The 16367-nt window shown below is 59.8% G+C and carries 16 protein-coding genes and 1 tRNA gene; 2 read left to right on the forward strand and 15 right to left on the reverse strand.

Annotation, left to right across the window (positions count from 1 at the left end; all coding sequences use genetic code 11):
• Positions 1-37: 37 nt before the first annotated feature.
• The 4 genes from CIK76_RS05350 to CIK76_RS05365 all read right to left on the reverse strand — a co-directional run bounded on the left by CIK76_RS05350 (position 38) and on the right by CIK76_RS05365 (position 2635).
• Positions 38-628, reverse strand: coding sequence for a MerR family transcriptional regulator (locus CIK76_RS05350; protein WP_096284180.1), 591 nt, complete (start codon positions 626-628; stop codon positions 38-40).
• 200 nt (positions 629-828) lie between these two features.
• The gene (locus CIK76_RS05355; RefSeq protein WP_096284182.1) at positions 829-1311 is read right to left on the reverse strand and encodes a bifunctional nuclease family protein; all 483 of its coding nucleotides are present in this window, start codon (positions 1309-1311) and stop codon (positions 829-831) included.
• Positions 1312-1351: 40 nt separating this feature from the next.
• Positions 1352-2107: a MerR family transcriptional regulator gene (locus tag CIK76_RS05360; RefSeq protein ID WP_096284184.1), complete on the reverse strand. Its 756-nt coding sequence runs from the start codon at positions 2105-2107 to the stop codon at positions 1352-1354.
• 75 nt (positions 2108-2182) lie between these two features.
• Complete coding sequence (locus CIK76_RS05365; protein WP_096284186.1) at positions 2183-2635, reverse strand: FHA domain-containing protein; 453 nt, start codon at positions 2633-2635, stop codon at positions 2183-2185.
• Between the two features lie 175 nt (positions 2636-2810).
• Between CIK76_RS05365 and CIK76_RS19010 the strand changes: the two genes are divergently transcribed.
• Positions 2811-3365 (forward strand): permease, encoded by a 555-nt coding sequence (locus tag CIK76_RS19010; protein ID WP_141393480.1) that lies wholly within the window; start codon positions 2811-2813, stop codon positions 3363-3365.
• Between the two features lie 29 nt (positions 3366-3394).
• Positions 3395-3769, forward strand: a complete 375-nt coding sequence (locus CIK76_RS05375) for a DUF488 family protein (protein WP_096284190.1) — start codon at positions 3395-3397, stop codon at positions 3767-3769.
• Positions 3770-4013: 244 nt separating this feature from the next.
• Here the strand turns inward: CIK76_RS05375 and CIK76_RS05380 are convergent, their stop codons facing one another.
• From CIK76_RS05380 to CIK76_RS05430, 11 genes are all read right to left on the reverse strand, one after another.
• Positions 4014-5903 carry an FAD-binding monooxygenase gene (locus CIK76_RS05380; RefSeq protein ID WP_096284192.1) on the reverse strand — a complete coding sequence of 630 codons (1890 nt, stop codon included), beginning with the start codon at positions 5901-5903 and terminating at the stop codon, positions 4014-4016.
• Positions 5904-6150: 247 nt separating this feature from the next.
• Positions 6151-7863 (reverse strand): ABC-F family ATP-binding cassette domain-containing protein, encoded by a 1713-nt coding sequence (locus CIK76_RS05385; protein WP_096284194.1) that lies wholly within the window; start codon positions 7861-7863, stop codon positions 6151-6153.
• A 268-nt stretch (positions 7864-8131) separates the two neighbouring features.
• Positions 8132-8983, reverse strand: coding sequence for a PhzF family phenazine biosynthesis protein (locus CIK76_RS05390; RefSeq protein ID WP_096284196.1), 852 nt, complete (start codon positions 8981-8983; stop codon positions 8132-8134).
• Positions 8984-9093: 110 nt separating this feature from the next.
• A tRNA-Pro gene (locus CIK76_RS05395) sits at positions 9094-9170 on the reverse strand.
• 101 nt (positions 9171-9271) lie between these two features.
• Positions 9272-10804, reverse strand: a complete 1533-nt coding sequence (gene der, locus CIK76_RS05400; RefSeq protein WP_096284198.1) for a ribosome biogenesis GTPase Der — start codon at positions 10802-10804, stop codon at positions 9272-9274.
• A gap of 103 nt (positions 10805-10907) precedes the next feature.
• On the reverse strand, positions 10908-11606 hold the full coding sequence (gene cmk, locus CIK76_RS05405) for a (d)CMP kinase (RefSeq protein WP_096284200.1): 699 nt from the start codon (positions 11604-11606) through the stop codon (positions 10908-10910).
• On the reverse strand, positions 11588-12691 hold the full coding sequence (locus tag CIK76_RS05410) for a prephenate dehydrogenase (protein WP_096284203.1): 1104 nt from the start codon (positions 12689-12691) through the stop codon (positions 11588-11590). Before CIK76_RS05410 ends, cmk begins: the two co-directional genes overlap by 19 nt.
• 3 nt (positions 12692-12694) lie before the next feature.
• Positions 12695-13918: a pseudouridine synthase gene (locus tag CIK76_RS05415; protein WP_096284205.1), complete on the reverse strand. Its 1224-nt coding sequence runs from the start codon at positions 13916-13918 to the stop codon at positions 12695-12697.
• A gap of 99 nt (positions 13919-14017) precedes the next feature.
• Positions 14018-14608 (reverse strand): SMC-Scp complex subunit ScpB, encoded by a 591-nt coding sequence (scpB, locus tag CIK76_RS05420; protein ID WP_096284271.1) that lies wholly within the window; start codon positions 14606-14608, stop codon positions 14018-14020.
• Complete coding sequence (locus CIK76_RS05425) at positions 14601-15476, reverse strand: segregation/condensation protein A (protein ID WP_096284207.1); 876 nt, start codon at positions 15474-15476, stop codon at positions 14601-14603. The genes scpB and CIK76_RS05425 overlap by 8 nt, the downstream gene beginning before the upstream one ends.
• Complete coding sequence (locus CIK76_RS05430) at positions 15476-16333, reverse strand: ParA family protein (protein WP_176484102.1); 858 nt, start codon at positions 16331-16333, stop codon at positions 15476-15478. Before CIK76_RS05430 ends, CIK76_RS05425 begins: the two co-directional genes overlap by 1 nt.
• Positions 16334-16367: the final 34 nt, after the last annotated feature.

Below are 16367 nucleotides of genomic sequence, written 5' to 3' on the forward strand. Positions count from 1 at the left end.
TTGTTCGAGCCGAAGCTTTCGCAATTCTAGGTACTATTCAGCTAACGTTACGGGCGGCCTTGGCAGCGCGTCGGGAAGCGAGCTCATCGGTGACCAACTGGTCCCCCGTGCTTTCCGATGGCAGCATTGCCAACGTTCCTTCAACTTCGCGCCATACTCGGCCAACGGCGATACCGAAGACACCCTGACCGGCCTGGACCAGGTCTATGACTTCGTCGGCACTGGTGCACTCGTAAACCGAAGCGCCATCGCTCATCAAGGTAATCTGGGCCAGATCTTCCACACCACGTTCGCGGAGATGGCTTACCGCTGTGCGGATCTGCTGCAGCGAGACGCCGGTGTCCAATAGGCGCTTAACCACTTTCAGGACCAGGATATCGCGGAACGAATACAGGCGCTGAGTACCGGATCCTTTGGCTTCACGGACCGCCGGTTCAACCAGACCAGTACGAGCCCAGTAGTCCAGCTGTCGGTAGGTAATCCCGGCAGCCTTGCATACAACTGGTCCCCGGTAGCCGGCATGTTCATCCAGCTCGGGCAGATCATCAGTGAAGAGCAAACCTTGGGTATTGGATCGCTGAACGCCACCGGTGGTCCCATGGCGAGGACCGGTCTGGCTAGACTCCATCCAAATACTCCTAGCGTGTAAGCTCATTCAATTGAGAGGCCAGAGAATTTCATGCGACTGACCGGTGCGAGTGATGACGAACCTAGTATCGGTCAACAGGAATTTTCTCTATGCTTCGACGGTACGGCTATAAGGGGCGTTGGTCAAAGACCTTCAAGCTTAACTTTAAGGCGTGTCGCAAATGGCAGGCCGAAGACCAGCTAAGCCGAGAAATCTTCGGGGTCAATATTGTCAAGGAACTCTCTGAATTCACGCATTTGTTCCTCGGGAAGCTCTTCGTCTTCGGACTCGATTTCGATGGCGACCCCCGCTGATTCCATGACTTCTTCGGTGCACAGGATCGGGCATTGCGTACGTACCGCCAGCGCAACTGCGTCAGAAGACCGCGAGTCGACGCGCTTGCCGTTGGACAGCACCAACTCGGCGGTGAAAATTGCGTTCTGCACCGAGACGATCTCGATTCGCACAAGTTTAATTTCCAGAGCTTCGAGCATGTTAACTATCAGATCGTGAGTCATGGGTCGTGGCGGGGTGAGCCCCTGTTCCGACATTGCGATAGCGGATGCTTCGGGTGCGCCAATCCAGAGAGGGAGATACAAATTCTGCTCATGACGCTTAAGCAGTAGCAGCGGCTGATTCGATGGAAGCTGAATCCGGATACCGGCAAATTCTAGTTCAAGCATGCACTCCCCCTAGCGTTGCGAACTCGTTCCTGCTATCAGCCTAGCGATCAAGCTGCGAAATCGCACGCTGTACGAGCGCTTCATGAAGTTCTAGGCACTGTCGCGAGATTTCTTGAGCTTCTTCGGTTGCCCGAGCGCGCGCGGAGACCTCAGGCTTTTTCAAGTCCGCACCAATAATGGACTCGATCAAGGAGAACTCGCGTTCTGCAGCGGTACGGAACTGACGAAGGTGGCGAGGCTCAATACCGTGATGGGAGAGATCAACGGCGGACTTGGTGACCCGCACGCCGTGGACATCGAAGTTGCCCGATTCAGGCTCGATCAGGCCAAAGTTAATTAGCTCGTTGACGAGCTCTTCGCTGGCTCCGGTAAGCCCCTGAAGCTCCGCTAGGGAGACGGGACGTGAATGACGGTCGACTGCCTCAACCATGTCGCTATTGACTGCCTGCGGTGCTGTGGGCGCGCCACCGGGCAATGCCGCGGGAGCTTCACCACGGTCAATGGCATCGAGGTGGTCCTTGATGACCTTGAGCGGAAGGTACTGATCGCGCTGTACAGAGAGGATGAATCGAAGTCGACTCACATCGGAGGCGGAATATTTCCGATATCCGGCCGAGGTACGCTGCGGGATAATTAGTCCCTTGTCCTCCAAGAATCGAATCTTGGAGGCAGTCACCCGTGGGAATTCGCCTTTCAGTTCAGAGAGCACCTCGCCGATATTCAGTGCTGCCACCCTCACGTTCTCGTGGCGTACTGCCTCGAGTCGTGGGCTACGGGCTGCATCAAAGATTGGCAAAGGAGAATCTCCTCAAGTAGTTAGGCGGCATGACAGCCGATTGAGAGGCTGCCAGGAGACTAGTTCTTCACTAGTTTAAACGTTAGGTACGCTCTGGTAGAAATTCAGACGGAACTTACCGATCTGCACCTGTACCGCGTTGGCCAAAGTCACCGAGTCGATACGGTCGCCGTTGATGTAGGTTCCATTCAACGAACCAATGTCGGTGAGCTTGAAAACGTCGCCAACGCGCTCAAACTTTGCGTGCCGTCGAGAAACCGTGACATCGTCCAAGAAAATGTCCGCATCCGGGTGGCGACCGGCAATGCTGGAATTGGTGTCCAGCAGGAAGCGGGCTCCCTTATTTGGTCCCGTATGGGCAACCAGTAGCGCAGATCCCGCAGGAAGTGCTGAGACCGCAGCGCGTTCGTCCTCGGACAGCGGATAAATTACCGACGGCTCTGCAGTCTTGTGAGCTGCCGGCAAGGAGATATTGGTCGTTTCGGAGGCAGACTCGTTGTGCGGGTCAACCGGCCCATGTTTAGACATTTGGGGTCCTCCAAGAAAATTTGCTCTCAAGCTCGCGCTTGACGACCTTCGGTTAAACGGGTGTTTGGTGGTTTGCACCAGACTATCTCCAGATTAGCCTACTCAACGCTCAAGAGATAACACGAAATTACACATTTTCAATGCTTGGCATGCTCAAACGTGCAATGATTCCTGCATGGAAGAGAATTCGAATGCCACTGCACCGGCAACACGCGGAGAATCCGCGCCTGTCAATAAGCGTTCAAACTGGAAACTACGGCTCATACTAGGTTCACTTGCAGTTATCACGATCTTGGCAATCTATGCGATTGCTACGATTTTTATGCCAGTTTGGTGGGCAACTCGAATTTCAAGCCAAAATATTGGATCGGCCACCGGAGGCTGGATTTCGGGGTTCTCTCTCGGGTTTGTCTTTACGTTGATCCCGCTGCTCGTGCTGTGGCAGGTTCGGTTCCGCAAGTTGAGCTGGCGATGGCGCGGAGTTATTGCGGTCCTGGCAATCATTCTCGCACTGCCTAATTGGCTAACGCTTGGAATCTTCTGGAACGGCTCGGATGCCGCGCAGAAGGCTCAGGCAATTTTGAATACTGGCGCGACCTGGTTCGGTGGCGCCACACTTGTTGGAGCCATCGGCGCCGCAGCCATCTTCTTGGTCATCTTCATTACCTGGATGATCTTGCGTCGACGGGGAACGCGCGTCAAAGACCTGGAGGCGCGCCATGAAGCATAGCGCCGCTCCGGCACACGCGATGAAGCTCAATGACCGAAAATAACGTGACTGATATTCGGCTCAAACGCGCATACATCGACGCTGAAGCATCCGACGGATATCGGGTCCTGGTCGATCGTTTGTGGCCACGCGGGCAAACCAAAGAGAAACTCTGTGTGGAGCGGTGGGCCAAAGGCATCGCACCGTCAAATGAACTACGCAAGTCTTGGCAGCACGATCCGGCGCGTTTTGATGAGTTTGCAGAGCATTACCGTCAAGAGCTAAACCAGAATCCGGCTATTGACGAATTCTTGGAGCTGGTCGCCGAACAACCAGTCGTTACCTTCATCTACGCGGCAAAAGACGAGGAAGTTAATCACGCGGTGGTACTTCGTGACTTTCTTCTTGCACAGCTGAATCAGTGACCTCATCCCGGGTCGAGGCTGGCGGAACAAAACATACACCATCAACACACGCCATATCGGACTCCGAGACTTGCTGCAAATCAAATTTGAATTCCATTGTGCTCCCCAAACGGTGGCGGTTCTTAGCATAGAGAACAGCAATCAAGATCTGAATATTCCGGTAGCAATGACGATTGCCCCGCCACGTGATTCGTGACGGGGCAATCATTGACCTTGGGTAGTCTGGTCAGGCTTCGTGAGCAGCCTAGTTCTTCGGAACCAGAACACCGTCGAAGAAGGTCGCCAGCTCGGCCGTCGCATCCAGCGGCAGGATATTTGCAACGTACTGATCAGGGCGGACGATCACAATGGCACCGTTAGCCGAGATGTCACGCTTCGCGTAGATATCTGAGCCATCGAGCACCGCGTAGACCTTCTCGTAGTCCATCAGCCCGAACTTGCCGCTGTTGGGACGGAAGACCTTCGGCGCGTCATTGAGGTTGAAGGTGGTGTAGTCCTGCTGGAAGACGACCTTTACGTCGAAAAGTGAATCAATATCGGCACCAGCCGGGGTGAACTTGACGATTGGTGATTCTGGCGATTCGAGCAGCCACTTCGACAGGTTGGTCACCTTCGAATCGGCGCCGGCCACAGCCTGGTCGGCGAACACGTAGATACGGTATCGACCGTCTGCGCGGTGGTGGTGGCCCAAGTGCACAGGATTGTTGTCACCTAGGCGCATGACCTCAGATGATTTGAAACGCTTGCCGATAGGGAAACCCTTGGCCAGGTCCTGATGTTCTTTTTCGCCGGTCAGAATCGAGGGCTGGTATTCGGTCATGAAGCCTGCAGGGAATTCGGCGGTACGCACATAGAACTCAGCGATACCTTCCTTGCCTTCAAATTCTTCAGGCTTGGCCGCCATCAACGAGGACCACTCCTTATCGAAGTCGATCAGGTTCTTTGCGATGACCTGGCGCTCGCCCGAATAGGTGCGCAGCAGCTCTTCGGGAGCCCGGCCGGAGAGCACGTAGCCGAGCTTCCAAGCGAGGTTGAAACCGTCTTGCATGGACACGTTCATGCCTTGGCCGGCCTTGGCCGAGTGGGTGTGGCAAGCGTCGCCGGTGATGAAGACGCGTGGCTCCCGAGTACCGATCTCTTCGACCTGGACATCGTCGAAGCGGTCCGTCAGTCGGTGGCCAACCTCGTAAACGCTATTCCACGCAACGTCTTTCACCTCAAGCGTGTATGGGTGCAGGATCGCCTTGGCGTGCTCGATGACCTGTTCCAAGGTGGTTTCACGGACCTTGCCCTTGTTGTCTTCTGGAACCTCGCCTAGGTCCACATAAAGCCGGAACAAGTTGCCACCCTCGCGAGGGATCAGCAATATCGAGCCAGCCTGGGAGTGGATGGCGCATTTGGTGCGAATGTCAGGGAAATCGGTCAGCGCGAGAGTGTCCATAACGCCCCACGCATGGTTTGCTGCGCCGCCGGCGAGTTGCGCACCGATGGAACGACGCACGCCGCTACGGGCTCCGTCCGAGCCAACGACGTACTTGGCACGCACAACGCGTTCTTGGCCCTTGGTCTCACCATCGGTGGAAATCAAGGTGGCCTTGACCGGGTATTCCTCGCCGTCATGGACTTCAAGTGTCTTGAATTCCCAGCCGTAGTCCGGGGTGATTCGTGCTGGAGAGTTGTTTGCGTAGTCGGCAAAGTAGTCAATAACGCGAGCCTGGTTCACGATCAGGTGTGGAAATTCGCTAATGCCGTGAGCGTCATCGGGCGTGCGGGCGCCGCGGATGATGTTCTCCGGGTTCTTCGGATCCGGCTCCCAGAAGATGGTTTCCTTGATCTGGTAAGCCTCGGCGGTGATGTGTTCAGCAAAGCCGAAGGCCTGGAAAGTTTCGACACTGCGCGCCTGGATGCCGTCGGCCTGACCGATTTCCAAGCGGTGCGGGCGCCGGTCGATAATGCGCGTGTGCACCTCGGGGAACTGCGAAAGCTGCGCAGCAGTAATGATACCCGCGGGACCAGCACCGACGATCAATACGTCCATCGCGTCCGGAAGGTCGGCCGGTCGGTTGAGACCGGTTCCGGCGGCCGGCTCGATGCGTGGGTCGCCCGATACATATCCATTGTGGTGAAACTGCACAGCTTCATCCTCACTTCTCTGTGAACGCTTTGGCTCAAAACTTAGGTGTTCGATAATCGAACATTAGATTCGCATATCGCACACTAACTATAAGTGAACTGTGAACGTCGACACAAGCCGAGATTATTTACATCTCACCTTTGCCGAAGTCACTGGCTCAAAATCTACGCCGATAAAGCATTTCTGGATACACCCTTTCCGAGCCTCACCTTGGTGTACCACCGTCCGTGCAGTGCCTTCGCCGCCCTCAGCGGACTTCGGTGACGGTCCCACCCGGTGCAACAAGCAGGCGCCGCACTTGGAAGGACTCGAAGAGTTTTTGCTGCCAACGCCGATCGTGGGTCACCGTGATGACGGTTCCGGCATAGTCGGCTAGGGCTTCTTCCACGCTTTCCACGAGTTCTGGGGACAGATGGTTCGTCGGTTCATCGAGCAATAGCAACTCAGCCCCGCTAGACAGGGCGACCGCCAATTCCAGCCGTCGTTGTTGACCCACCGAGAGGCTTTGCGGATGGCGTGAGAAATCCTGCGGCTCGAAAAGCCCCAAGTGCGCCAGCTTTACCCATGCTTGCGGTACATACTCGTCAATTGCCAAGGCAAAAGCTTCAACGACGCTTTGCCCGGGCAGAGCGCCTAATTCCTGCCGCAACCATTGCACGCTCAACTGCGAAGCGTGCGCCACGAGTCCATGGTCTACCGGAAGTTCACCGGCGAGTACCCGCAATAGTGCTGATTTACCCGCAGCGTTGGGCCCTGAGACCAGCCACCGCTCCCCCGTCCTGATGATGAACCTGTCTGCGTGTACCGCCGGTGCCTTACTGCGTGACGCACCATCAACTAAGATCAGTTCTTCGCGGGTGCCACCGTTTCGCTCGGTTGCCTCGGGCAAGGCAAAATGCAGCTCCCTGGCCGGTTCCACGGCAGGTGCTGCGGTTAGCTCGTTGATACGAGACTTGGCCTGACGTGTTTTGCTCGTCGAACCATGAGTACGGCTACGCTGTCGAAACGAACCGTGCCCAAATCCCGCCTTTTCGCGCTTTCGCGGTACAGCTGACACCCGAGACGCATTTTTGAGCACCAGCTTGCGAGCCCGTTCAAGTTCCTGGCTCCACTTCTCATGTTCAGCGATCAGCCGCTCGCGTTCTCGTTTTTTCTCACTTAAAAATCCTAGGTAGCCATCACCATAATGCTGCAGCTTTCCCTGATGCACTTGCACGATATCGTGGGCGAACCTGCGTAAAAACATCCGGTCATGGCTGACCACCACCAGCGCACCTCGATGGGCATGCAGGCTCTGTTCCAGCCATTCCAGGGCGGTGTCATCCAAATCATTGGTCGGTTCGTCCAGAAGTAACAGCTGCGCCTCTGCGCACAGCACCGCGGACAGGGTCAACCGAGACCTTTGGCCGCCAGATAAGGTCGTCAATGGAGCGTTGCGATCAACTTCACCTAGGCCAAGCTGTTCCAAGGCACGGTTTAGCCGCCGCTCCAGCGAGTAGCCTTGACGTGCTTCATAGAGCGCTGTCACTTGAGACAGCTGAACAAGAAGTCGTGCGGCTTCGTCCTCAGATGCGTGTTCCAAGCGCAGGCCGATGGCGGTGAGCAGCTGCTCAAGGTCGCGGAAGGTCCTGTGGTAGCCGTCGATGGCCTGCTGCACGGTGGCACCGGATGCGAACTGTGGATGCTGGCTGGCCATGGCGATACCACCGGGCACGCGAACGCGGCGCTGACCCGACGTAGGCGCCAACGTACCGGCAAGCAGCCGCAATAACGTTGATTTACCGGCTCCATTGTCGCCAAGTATGGCAAGTCTTTGGTGCGCGGCCACATGCAGCTCAACGTCCTGCAGCACATCGCGATCGCCGAAGCTGAGGCTGACCTGTTCGAGCGAACATTGGAAGCTTTCGAAGCCGTTGACTGGACGCTGCGGATTTTCTGGATGTACGGGTTCGCGGGACATGGGGATATCCTCCCTCGCAAGCCGAAGCTGGGGTGCGCTATCGGCTACACGGATAGTCGTCGGCTAAGAGCCGAAAATGGACCGGACTCTCGACATGACCCCGGGATTATCCCGGGGTTCACGCGAAGGACCCACCGCGGAGTATGACTCAACACGGTGTCCCGGTCTACAAAAACAACGTTCCCATGCATTCCACACTACGCGTGGACTTCGCCGCTGCCAAGGCCAGGTACCGAACGTGCATTGGTCAGCGGTCTTGGCTGGTATTTCAGAGGTCGATCTGTCCCGAGATGGCTACGTGCGTTGCGCCGCCGACCCAAAGCTGGCCATCGGCGACCGAAATTTCGAGGCGACCGCGTCGATTCATCGCAGTTCCCTGGCGCACCACGTACGGCGCCCGGGCACGATCGGTATCCAGCATCCACGCTGCGACGGCCGCGTTGAAACTTCCCGTCACCGGATCTTCGCGCATATCGAAACCGTCTTCGGTGAAGAAGGTGCGCACTTCATAGTCTTCCCCGGTCGAGCTCTCTCCCGGTTCCAAGGCGCCGATGACACCGATATTCCAATCACCGGGGTGACCGGCAGCATTGGGGTTCAAACCCAGAACCGTTGCCGCATCGGAAAGCTGCAGCCCTACCCAGCCCGGGCCGTTGTCCACCCATTGGGCGGCGAGCACGCTTTCGGCGGGGACACCCAAGATCTCGATTACCTCTGCCAGATAGCCTGGCTCGACCTCCCCGGTGCGAGTGGCAGCAGGAGAAACGAAACTGAGCAGGTCATCTTCGATGCGAATCGGCACGAGACCCGCCTCGCATTCGGCGATAATCATTCCCGCCTGGCGCGGTACTCCACCCTGATCCAGCCATGCCCGGGCGGTACCCAAGGTGGGGTGGCCGGCAAAGGGAAGCTCTGTGCTGAGGCTGAATATTCGGAACCGGTAGTCGGCCTGCCGCGAGGATGGCGGGTAGACAAAGGTGCACTCCGACAAATTCGACCACACCGAATAATCGCGCAGATCCTCGTCGCTCAGTCCCACCGCGTCCAGCACGACGCCTACCGGGTTGCCCTTATAGTGCTCTACGCCAAAGACGTCGACCTGTCGGAAACTGCGCAGCATGAGTTGGGACCTTTCACCCGGGTATGAAAATACTAGCGAAAGCCGCGCTCACATGCGTTTCGACATGCCAAAACCCCGGCGAAAACGTATTATCGCCGGGGTTTTTCAGCTGGTCGGGCTAACAGGATTTGAACCTGCGACCTCCTGACCCCCAGTCAGGCGCGCTACCAAGCTGCGCCATAGCCCGATGCTCTCGCAGCCGTTATCCCCGTGCCTTTCGGCCCGGGGTGCCGTCTACGAAAAGCTCCTTAATTACCCTACCTCATATGCGGGGTAATTTTCGAACCGTTACCGGGTACGGCTGCGACGCTCGCGGATACGCATCGAAACTTCGAGCGGGGTGCCTTCGAAACCAAAGGTCTCGCGCAGGCGGCGGGCGATGAAGCGGCGGTAACCCGGATCCAGGAATCCGGAGGTGAACAGCACGAACTTCGGTGGACGGGACGAGGCCTGGGTGCCGAAGAGGATCCGCGGCTGCTTGCCACCGCGCACCGGGTGCGGGTGCGCCGCAACCAATTCGCCGAGGAAGGCGTTAAGCTTGCCGGTCGGAACACGCTTATCCCAGGATTCCAGCGCGGTATGCAACGCCGGAACCATCTTGTCCTTGTGCCAACCGGTCAGCGCGGACATGTTCATGCGCGGCGCCCACTCGATGTGGGCCAGGTCGCGCTCGATCTCCTGCTCCAGGTAGTAGCGGCGATCCTCGTCCACCTCATCCCACTTGTTGAACACAAGCACCAGTGCACGGCCGGCGTCGACGGCCAATTGGATGATGCGCACGTCCTGCTCGGAAACGGTTTCATTCGCGGCCAGTAGCACCACCGCAACTTCCGCCTTTTCCAGAGCCGTCTGGGTACGCAGCGAGGCGTAGTAGTCCGAGCCCTGCGCCATATGCTGGCGGCGGCGGATACCTGCGGTATCCACGAAGCGCCAGACTTCGCCACCGAGTTCGATGAGCTCATCAACCGGGTCGCGGGTGGTGCCGGCGTAATCGTCGACGACCACACGCTCGGAGCCTGCGAGCTTGTTCAGCAGCGAGCTCTTGCCCACGTTGGGGCGGCCGATCAGTGCGATACGGCGCGGGCCACCCGAAGGGATCACTCCACCGTGGGCGGAGTGCTTGGGCAGCTTCTCCATCACCGCGTCCAGCAGGTCCGCGGTGCCGCGGCCGTGCAGGGCGGATACCGGCCATGGCTGGCCGAATCCAAGGCCCCACAGGGTGGCGGCTTCGGCTTCCTGGTTGAAATCGTCGACCTTGTTGGCGACCAGGAAGACCGGCTTGCGCTTCTTGCGCAGCATCTTCACCACTGCCTCGTCGGTCGCGGTGGCGCCCACATGCGAGTCGACAACGAAGAGGATCGCGTCAGCCACGTCGGCGGCGATTTCGGCTTGGTCGGCAACCGAGGCGTGGATGCCCTTGGCATCGTGCTCCCAACCACCGGTGTCAACCACGCTGAACGGGCGGCCCAGCCACTCGGCCGAGTAGGAAACACGGTCACGGGTGACCCCCGGAACGTCTTCCACGACCGCTTCGCGGCGGCCGAGGATGCGGTTGACCAAGGTCGACTTGCCTACATTGGGGCGGCCGATGATGGCCAGGACCGGTGGGATGACAACGTCTGAATCGTCCTCGGAGTCATCGTCCAGACCCGAAAGCAGGGCGGAGTCCTCCGCATCCAGGTCATAGTCTTCGAGGCCGGAGAGCAGGGCGCGGGTACGGATTTCCGCGTCTTCCTCGCTCAGTTCGGCTAGGCGCTCGGCGATATCGTCGTCTACGACCGGGGTGTATTCCCCGTCGTGGGAGGTGTTGTGCTCGCTCATGATTTTCCCTTCAAGGCGATAGGTCCAACCCGTTGTTTCGGGCGGGACGTGAATCTTCATCGGCTCTCGCCGAGGATGGGCGCCGGTTATGGCTTAGTTGGTACTACTTTTTCGCAGCCGTGGCGATTGCGTCAAGCACGGCTGCAACGGTCTGCTCAAAATCCAGGTCCGAGGAGTCCACGGTGATGACTCCGTCGGCGGCCTGGGTGAAGTTCACTACCGTCGAATCTTTTTCGTCCCGTTCCAGCACCTGGGCCTGGAGCTGGTTCGCGTCTTGAGTTCCGCCGAGTTGGATTCCGCGGCGGCGCAGGCGCGCTTGTTCGGAAGCGGTCAGCAGGATGCGGGCTTCCGCGTCCGGGGCGACAACGGTGGTGATATCGCGTCCCTCGGCGACGATGCGCTCGTTGGCAGCGATGATTTCGCGTTGCCGGCGCACCAGCTCGGCGCGGGCCTCCAGATTGGTTGCCACCGCCGAAACCTGCTCGGAAATGCGGGGTTCACGAATTGCGTCGGTCACCACGGTATCCCCGATGACCACCTGCTCGCGGTCCGGATCCACCGAAATCTCCAGCGTCGCCGCGCGCACCGCTTGGGCGATCGCGTCTGCGTCGCTCAAATCGGTTCCCGCTTCGAGCACCGAATAGGTGATCGCCCGGTACATTGCACCGGTATCAAGATAGGCCGCGCCCAGTGCGCGGGCCACGGCCTTGGAGACCGAGGACTTGCCCGAACCGCTGGGTCCGTCGATGGCAACGACAAGGTTCGTCGGGTTAGCTGCGTGCGTCACTGGGCTACTTTCCATCCGTTGTTCGTCAATACGTTTATCAGTTCATCGCGCCGGCCAGGGAGCACCGACACGTCCACCAGGCCTACCTGGTGTCCGGCGGAGTGCTCCATGCGCAGATCCTCCAGGTTGATCCCCGCTGCCCCGATGTCTGCCATCAGCGCGGCGATCTGCCCCGGCTTGTCATCCACCACAACGGTGACCAACGCAAAGGCTTGCGGCGGCGCACCGTGCTTGCCCGGAATCCGCGCCTGCCCGGCGTTGCCCTCGCTCATCAGCTGCGACAGATCCAGCAGCGCCCCAGGGCCCTGCGGGTTGTGCAGCGTGTTGATCAGCCTGTCCAGGTCTTCCTTCATCCCCGAGAGGATCGGGATCAGCGCGGTGGCGTTATGCGCGAAAATCTGGATCCACAACTTCTCATCGCTGGCCGCGATGCGGGTCATGTCGCGCAGTCCGTTGCCTGCCAGGCCCAGCTGGTGGGCCTCGGCGTTGAGCAGCCGCGAGGCGATCATCGAGCTGGCTGCCTGCGGGAAGTGGCTGGTCAGCGCGACCGACTCGTCGTGGGTCCGCACATCCATGCGATGCAGGGTTGCCCCCAGATCGATGGCCAGCGCCTCGGCGGTCTTCACGCTGGCCGCGGTAGCCTGCGCATGCGCGCAGATGACCCACGGCATCGAGGTGAACAGCGCCCCACGCGCGGCGGCCGGACCGGATTTCTCCCGTCCTGCCATCGGGTGCGTTCCCACATAGCGGGCGAGTTCGGCCTCACCCAGCCGCTGGTCGGCGCATACGGCGTCGAGGATCGAGCCCTTCACGCTGGCGATGTCCACCACCGTCGCGTTCGGGTAGGCCAGCAATGCTTCGGCCACCAGCGCGGCGGTGACATCCGGCGGAGCGCCGATGACCACCAGCTCCGGGGCGATGCGCGTCTGCGCATCCAGCGGCTGGCCAGCTCCAATGTCCTGGGCCACGCCCGCCGCGGTCGGCGAGATGTCCTGCAGGTAGACCGCCACGCCCTTGGCGCGCAGTCCTAGGCCCACCGATGTGCCCAGCAGTCCGGTGCCGATCACCAGCACCGGGCCGGCAAGGTGAGAGGTGGGCATGGGCTACATCCCCACCATGGCCATCAGGTGTCCGATTTCCTGGTTGCCCAGTGGCCGGATGGTTCCCTGCTTCTGGTCGCCCAGCTGGACCGGGCCGATGCCCACGCGCACCAGGCGCTCTACCGGGTGGCCCACCGCGTCGAACATGCGGCGCACGATGCGGTTGCGGCCCGAGTGCAGGGTCACCTCCACCATCACGGACTTCGGCGTGGTGTCAATCACTTTAAGATCGTCAACCTTGATCCAGCCATCTTCCAAGCGGATGCCTTCGCGCAGGGCATTGCTCGCGGCGCGCGAAATCGGGCCGGGAATCTGCACCAGGTAGGTCTTCGGGACCTCGTACTTCGGGTGCTGCAGGCGGTTTGCCAGTTCCCCGTCGTTGGTCAGGATTAGCAGGCCTTCGGTCTTGTAGTCCAGGCGCCCGACATGGAAGAGGCGCAGCGACTCGTGCTCGTGGCGGAAGTAGTCGGCGATGGTGCGACGGCCTTCTGGGTCATCCATCGTGCACATCACGTGCTTGGGCTTGTTGAACACGAAGTACTTATTCGACTGGTTCAGCTGCAGACGCATGCCATCTACGTGGATGGAGTCTTTTTTCGGGTCCACGCGGGCACCGAGTTCGACGATCAGCGAGCCGTTGACCTCAACCCGGCCCTCGGTGATCATCTGTTCGCAGACGCGGCGCGAAGCGACCCCGGCGTTGGCCATGGCCTTCTGCAGACGGATCCCGTCCTGGTTCTCCACGCGGTTAGCCTGGTTTTCGACACGTGCCTGGGCGCGAGCGCGCTGGGTAGGACGAGCGTAGCTGGACTGCACCGAGTTGCCGAAGCGCTCCTTGCCGAAGGCGCGCTCGGAGTTCTTTCCGAAGGCCGCCGAGCTCGACTTGTCGCGGCTTTCGCCCGGTTTGCCGGATCTGGCTCCCGGCTTGGAGCCGTAAGGCTTTGCACCGGACGCGTTCTTCGCACCGAATGATTTGTTGCCCTCGGAGCGGTTGCCGTACGACTTCTCGCCATAGGACTTATTGCCCTCGGAGCGGTTGCCGTACGACTTCTCGCCGGAGGAACGACCGCCCTCAGAGCGACCACCCTCGGAACGATTGCCATAGGACTTGTTGTCATCGGAGCGGTTGCCGTACGACTTCTCGCCGTAGGACTTGTTGCCGGCGGACTTGCCGCCGAAGCTCTTGGGGCCACGCGGATTGCGCGGTGCCGAGGAACCCTTGTTCATGGTTCGTACTTCCCTTGTCTGTTACGTATCGCGGGCGCACCGCTCAGCCAAGCGGGACGCATCTGGTGTCCGGTCGACATCCGTTATATACGCGGATGCCTAATCGTCGTAGGTTGCCGAATCGAGCGATTCAAGGTCGGCTACTCCGGGAAGATACGGGGAGAGCGCCGGAAGTTCCTCCAGCGTGCCCAGTCCCAGTCGTTCCAGGAAGTACTCGGTAGTCTGGTACAGCGTCGCTCCGCCGTCGCCAATTTCCGGGTACTCCGTGATCAACCCCCGAGTCAGCAGTGTGCGCACCACCGAATCGACGTTAACACCTCGAATCGCCGAAATACGTCCACGCGAGACCGGCTGTCGGTAAGCGATGACAGCCAGGGTTTCTAGGGCGGCCTGCGAAAGGCGTGCTGTTTGCCCGTCGAGCACATAACTGGAGACGAAATCGGCGTAATCGGTCCGCGTATAAAAGCGCCAGCCAGAGGCGACACGGCGTAGTTCAAATCCACGCGGACGATCTTTACCATCATACTCGGTCGCCAGCTCTTCCAAGGTGGTGGCAATCCGGGCTACCGGCAGCTCGAAGATTTCGGCCAAACGTGCCGTTGATACGGGCGAATCGGCGACCATCAGCACCGCTTCGAGCCCCGATTTGAGCCCTCCGGGGAGCTCGTCGATGGGTGCAATCTCACTCATGATCTGGCTCACCAGCACTCCCCTCGTAGCTATCCTGCACCGCTTGGACGTCGAAGTCCTGCTCGCCGGCCAAGGAAATCTCCAGCCGGCCCAGCGGATCCTGTTGCGCGAATACGATGACCTTCTGCCTGAACATCTCCAACAATGCCAGAAAACGCACCACCACGACCAACTGTTCGCTGGTGTCTGCGATCAGCGCCGCAAAATCCAAGGTGCCGCGCTCGGTGAGCATCGCGGTGATCACCTCCGCCTCGGCGCCGATGGTGACATTCGCCCCGTGCAGGTGCGAAAGCCCTACCTCGGTCACCGGCTCTGGCTTCGGGGTCAGAGCCGTGGCGGCGAGCTGCGCGAATTTCTCCGGGCCGATGTTGAAGATCAGTTCCGGCAGCAGCGCGGCGAATTGCGGCTCCAGCGACACCTCGCGCGGCCGGCGCGCCGATTCCTCGTGGTAGCGCTGCCCGAGGAATTCCGCGGCGTGCTTGAACGCCTTGTACTGCAGCAGCCGGGCGAAGAGCAGATCCCGTGCTTCGAGCAGCTCGAAGTCTTCCTCGTCGGCCATTTCGCCGCGCGGCAGCAGCCGGGCCGCCTTGAGATCGAGCAGCGTGGAGGCGACCACCAGGAATTCGGTGGTCTCGTCGAGCAGCTTCAGCCCGTCCCCGGCGCCCTGCAGCTCCTTGAGATAGGCGATGAATTCGTCGGTGACCTCGGCCAGCGCCACCTCGGTGATGTCCATTTCGCGCTGCGTGATCAGGTGCAGCAGCACGTCGAAGGGGCCGTTGAAATTTTCCAGTGCAAGCCGAAAACCGCCAGCCGTCTCATCCGTGGCGGATGGGTCGGTGGCGGTTTTTTCGGTGGCCTGCGCGCTCATTAAGGGGCGCCACCACGGTAGATCAGTTCCTTCGCGAGATTCCGGTACGCCACGGCGCCAGGGTGATTGCCCGCATAGGTGGTAATCGGTTCGGCGGCGACGTTGGCATCGGCGAATTTGATGGTGCGCTTGATAACCGTCTCGAAGAGCTTGTCCCCGAAGGCTTCCTCCAGGCGGGACATGACCTCGCGGCTGTGCAGGGTGCGGGCGTCGTACATGGTGGCCACCACGCCGTCGACCTCGAGCACCTGGTTCAGCCGGTCCTTGACCTTGTCGATGGTTTCCATCAGCAGTGCCACCGCACGCAGCGCGAAGAATTCCGCGGTCAGCGGGATGATCACGCCGTGCGCCGCGGTCAACGCGTTGACGGTCAGCAGCCCCAGGGAGGGCTGGCAGTCGATGAGCACCACGTCGTAGTCGTCGATCACGTTGCGCAGCGCGCGTTCCAACGCCTGCTCGCGAGCGACCTCATTGACCAGCTGCACCTCGGCGGCGGAGAGATCGATATTGGCCGGCAACAGATCGATATTCTCCACCTCGGTGCTGCGGATCGCATCGGTGATATCGGTTTTACGGTCCATCAGCACGTTGTAGACGGTCATGTCCAGCTCGTGTGGATTCATGCCGAAGCCTGCGGAGAGCGCACCCTGCGGATCGAAGTCCACCAGCAGCACCTTGCGGCCGTATTCGGCGAGCGCGGCGGCCAAGTTGATGGTGGAGGTGGTTTTACCCACGCCACCCTTCTGGTTAACCATCGCGATCACCCGCGCCGGGCCGTGCGATGGAAGTTCTTGCGGGGTCGGGAATTCGGTTAGCGGTTTACCGGTGGGACCGAGCGGGCGGGGCTCCTTGAGCATTCCTGTGCCGCGCTGTTTGCTTCCCTGCTGTTCG

Source organism: Glutamicibacter sp. BW80 (assembly GCF_002332385.1).
Lineage (GTDB): Bacteria > Actinomycetota > Actinomycetes > Actinomycetales > Micrococcaceae > Glutamicibacter.